Raw genomic sequence first — 4,764 nt, forward strand, 5'->3', positions numbered from 1 at the left:
GGTTCTGGCTCAACCCCTGTTATCCGTCACCCGGTGCCGACCACGGCTACGACGTGTCGGACTACACCGACATCGACGCTCGGTATGGAGGGTTGCCCGCCTTCGATCGCCTGGTGGCGGACGCGCACGCCCGCGAGCTCAAGGTGCTCATGGACCTGGTGCCGAACCACTGCTCGGTCGAGCATCCCTGGTTCCAACAGGCGCTGGCGGGCGACCCCAAGGCGCGCGAGCGGTTCATCTTCCGCCCCGGTCGCGGTGACCTGCCGCCCAACAACTGGCAGTCGCTGTTCGGAGGCCCGGCCTGGACCCGGGTCGACGACGAGTGGTACCTGCACAGTTTCGATTCCGGCCAGCCCGATTTCAACTGGCGTAATCCCGAGGTCGGCGCCTACTTCGAGGACGTCCTGCGGTTCTGGTTCGACCGGGGCGTGGACGGCATCCGCATCGACGTCGCGCACATGCTGTTCAAGCACGCCGACCTGCCCGACTGGAACGGATACCCGGAGTACAACATCCTGGCGCAGAACCAGCCCGAGGTGCACGACGTGCTCCGGCGCTGGCGCAAGATCGCCGACGGGTACGGCCGCGACCTCACCCTCGTCGGGGAGGTGTGGGTGCCCTCGGTAACGGACCTCGCCCTCTACCTGCGCCCCGACGAGCTGCCCCAGGCGTTCTATTTCGACCTGTTGCAGTGCCCCTGGGACGCGCCGGCCTTCAAAGCCTCCATCGACAGGGGCATGGAGGAGATCGCCTCGACCGGCGCGACGATCACCTGGACCCTCGCCAACCATGACACCCATCGCATGGTCAGCCGGTACGGGCTGGTCGAGTACACCGGGGGTCCCGCCCACCGCCCTCGGGGGGTGGTGGACGTCACTCTCGGCCAGAGGCGTGCCCGAGCGGCGATGATGCTCGTTCTGGCACTTCCGGGGTCGGTCTACCTCTACCAGGGTGAGGAGGTGGGTCTGCCGGAGGTCCTCGACATGCCCGACGAGGTTCGGCAGGACCCGACCTGGCTGCGCTCCGGCCCCGCCGACTACGGCCGCGACGGGTGCCGCGTCCCCCTGCCCTGGAACGCGAAGGAGACCGCTTTCGGCTTCTCCGCCAGCCCCCAGACATGGCTCCCTCAGCCGGACTGGTTCGCAGACTACGCCATCGAGAGCCAGATCGGCGTCGCCGGCTCGACCTGGGAGTTGCACAGCACCGCGCTCGAACTTCGCCGCGCGATTACCGGACCGCTCACCTGGATCCCGATGGACCGTCCCGACGTCATCGCCTTCCGGCGCGACGGCTTCGTCTGCGTCACCGTCTTCGGCTCCGAGCCGTACCGGACGCCCTGGGGCATTCCGGTACTGGCCTCGGCCGACGCCGCCCCTGGCACGGTGGCGGCCTGCTCCACCGCCTGGTTCAGGGCCTGACACGGCCCTACCTCACCCCCTGAAGGAGTGCCGATGCGCACATTCAAGGCGGCGGCCGTCACCGCCGCCGCCGCCATAGCACTGGCCGCCTGCGGCGGAACCTCCGACTCCGGCTCCGGCAGCGCCGCCTCGTCCGGTCCCCGGACGCTCACCCTGTGGCACTACGAGGCGCCCGACAGCGCCATGGGCAAGGCCTGGGCCGAAGCCATCAGGCAGTTCGAAGCCACCCACCCGAACGTCAAGGTGAAGTTCGAGGAGAAGGGCTTCGAGCAGATGCAGAAGACCGCGGGCATGGTCCTCAACTCCGACGGCGCCCCGGACATCATGGAGTACAACAAGGGCAACGCCACCACCGGCCTGCTGTCCAAGCAGGGCCTGCTCACCGATCTGACCGCCGAGGCCACCAAGCGCGGCTGGGACAAGCTGCTCAGCCCGTCCCTGCAGACCACTGCCCGGTACGACGAGCGGGGCGTCATGGGCGGCGGAGCCTGGTACGGCGTGCCCAACTACGCCGAGTACACGCTGGTCTACTACAACAAGGACCAGTTCAAGAAGTACGGCGTGGCCGTGCCCACCACCATGGACGAGTTCACCGCCGCCCTGGAGACGTTCAAGAAGAACGGCGTCACTCCGCTCGCCATGTCAGGCGCCGAGTACCCGGCGGGGCACCTGTTCTACCAGCTCGCCCTCACCAAGGCCGACCGTTCCTGGGTCGACTCCTTCCAGCTCTACAAGGGTAAGGTCGACTTCCACGGACCGCAGTTCACGTACGCGGCCCAGACATTCGCCGACTGGGTGAAGAAGGGCTACATCAGCAAGGACTCGGCGGGACTGCGCGGACCCGACATGGGCGACGCATTCATTGCCGGCAAGTCCCCCATGCTGTTCTCCGGCACCTGGTGGTCCGGCACGTTCTCGTCCGACGTCAACAAGTTCGACTGGGGCACCTTCCTGTTCCCGAGCACCCTCACCCTTGGTTCCGGCGGCAACCACTGGGTCGTCCCGGCAAAAGCCAAGAACAAGGACCTCGCCTACGACTTCATCGACATCACGATGAAGAAGGACATCCAGAACCTACTGGGCAACTCCGGAGGCGTTCCTGTGGCCGGCGACGCGGCGGCCATCAAGGACCCCAAGGGCAAGGAGCTCATCGAGAACTTCACCACGCTGTCCGCCCGTGACGGGCTGGCCTTCTACCCCGACTGGCCCGCACCCGGCTACTACGACGTCATCACCGCGGCCGTGCAGGAGCTGATCAACGGCACTAAGGCGCCGGAGGCCGTGCTGGACGAGATCGCCCGGCCCTACAACGACAACCTCGCCGACATCGGCAACTGACCCATCCGGTTACGGCTCACGCCCTCCTGGCCGGGGCGTGAGCCGTACCACCGTGAAAGGCTCACCATGGCAGTGAAGATGACGGCACGCCCGGCCGCTCCCGCACAGCACCATCACAGGATGACCACGCCCGGACTGGCCCGGGAGAAGATCGGCTACTGGCCCTATCTGGTGCCGAGCTTCGTCCTGTTCTCCCTGGTCATCATTCTCCCCTTCCTCATGAACCTCTGGTTCAGCTTCACCAGGTGGACCGGCATCGGCGAGCCGCGCTGGGTGGGGCTGGACAACTACTCCCGCCTGCTGTCCGACGGCGTCTTCTGGTCCTCCTTCGCGCACAACATCGCCCTCATCATCGCGATGGCGATCGTCCCGACGATTTTGGGCCTGGTGCTCGCCGCCGCGCTGTTCGACTACATCGGCAAGAAGTTCGGCCCACGGACCGCCTCGGCGTTGCGCGCGGCGTTCTACCTGCCGCAGATCCTGCCCGTGGCAGTGGCCGGCGTGGTCTGGGGCTGGATGCTGCACCCGTCGTACGGCGCGCTCAACCAGATTCTGGGAATTCAGGTCAACTGGCTGGGCGACCCCGACCTAGCTTTGGCCACGGTCATGGCGGTGATGGTCTGGTTCCAACTCGGCTATCCGCTCGTCGTCTTCATGGCCGCCCTCCAGCGGGTCGACCCCGCCCTGTACGAAGCCGCTCAGCTCGACGGCGCCACCTGGTGGGGGAGGTTCTGGCACATCACCCTTCCGCAGATCAGGCCGGAAACCTACGTGGTGCTCCTCACCTGCACCGTCGCGGCCCTCAAGGTCTTCGGGCCAATCTACGTCCTGACCCGGGGCGGCCCCGCGAGAGCCACCATGGTCCCCTCCTACTTCAGCTACCAGAACTTCTTCGAGAAGGCCAACGTGGGCTACGGCTCGGCCATCGCGACCGTGCTCGCCCTGATCATCCTGGCGACGACCTTCCTGTTCCTGCGCATTCAGAGCACCAAGGACTCCTGATGGCCCGCACCCTCCCCAGATACGCCATCCTGATCTCACTCGCCGTCCTCGCGGTCGCAATGTTGTTCCCGTTCGCGATCGTGGCGCTCAACGCCTTCAAGACGTCCTCGGACTACTCCACGAACGGCCCCCTGAGCCTGCCCGAGCACTTCTACCTCCAGGGCATCGTCGACTTCTGGAACCGCGTCGACTACGGCGAGAAGCTGCTCAACAGCGTGATCATCAGTGGAAGTGTGGCGATCGTCGCGGTCGCGCTCTCTCTGCTGAACGCATACGCGCTGGGCATCGGGAAGGTCCGCGGCAACCTCGGGATCCTCGTCGTCTTCCTCATCGCCAACACGCTGCCGCAGGAGGCCCTGGTCTACCCGCTCTACTACCTGTCCAAGGCCGTCGGGCTGTATGACACCCGTCTGGGAGTCATCATCATCTTCTCCGTCATGCAGTGCGCCTTCGGCACGTACCTGCTCTCATCGGTGCTCGGACAGTTCCCCCGGGAAATCCTCGAGGCGGCGGCCATCGATGGCGCCTCCAAGTGGTACAGGCTCTGGCGGGTCGTCGTGCCCATCAGTCGCCCGACACTGAGCGTGCTGCTCATCTTCTTCTTCATCTGGACCTGGAACGACTTCTTCCTACCGATGATCTTCCTGATCTCCAACGACAACCAGACCGTGCCGGTCGCTCTGGGTCTGCTGCAAGGCGAGAAGATGATGGACATCACCACCTCGAGCGCCTCCGCCCTGCTCGGCATCATCCCGGCCGTCGTCTTCTTCCTCATCTTCCAGCGCACGCTCACCCGTGGCGTCATGGTCGGCGCCATCAAATAGGGACGCGATGGAAGGACGCTGTAGAGCCTGCCCGCAACCCGGAGCGCTTCAGCGGCGAGCCCTAGCTTCAGCCTGAGCCGTCAAGGGCTTCGTTGCCCTCCACGCCCACGGCACCTCAAAGCGGGATAGACCCGCAGATCTATCCATGCAGGCACCTTCAATACGAGCTGAGCGTCGCTCCC

At 65.7% G+C, this 4,764-nt stretch carries 4 protein-coding genes; all 4 read left to right on the forward strand.

Annotated features, from left to right (window positions below; all coding sequences use genetic code 11):
* The coding region (locus tag HCK04_RS39905) for an alpha-amylase family glycosyl hydrolase (RefSeq protein ID WP_142652714.1) at positions 1–1,418 on the forward strand (1,418 nt) is incomplete at its 5' end.
* 33 nt (positions 1,419–1,451) lie between these two features.
* Positions 1,452–2,756: an extracellular solute-binding protein gene (locus HCK04_RS39910; protein WP_142652715.1), complete on the forward strand. Its 1,305-nt coding sequence runs from the start codon at positions 1,452–1,454 to the stop codon at positions 2,754–2,756.
* 120 nt (positions 2,757–2,876) lie between these two features.
* On the forward strand, positions 2,877–3,758 hold the full coding sequence (locus tag HCK04_RS39915; protein WP_142652716.1) for a sugar ABC transporter permease: 882 nt from the start codon (positions 2,877–2,879) through the stop codon (positions 3,756–3,758).
* On the forward strand, positions 3,758–4,582 hold the full coding sequence (locus HCK04_RS39920; RefSeq protein WP_142652717.1) for a carbohydrate ABC transporter permease: 825 nt from the start codon (positions 3,758–3,760) through the stop codon (positions 4,580–4,582). Before HCK04_RS39915 ends, HCK04_RS39920 begins: the two co-directional genes overlap by 1 nt.
* The last annotated feature ends 182 nt before the right edge of the window (positions 4,583–4,764 follow it).

It is taken from the genome of Microbispora sp. CL1-1 (assembly GCF_012034195.1).
Lineage (GTDB): Bacteria > Actinomycetota > Actinomycetes > Streptosporangiales > Streptosporangiaceae > Microbispora.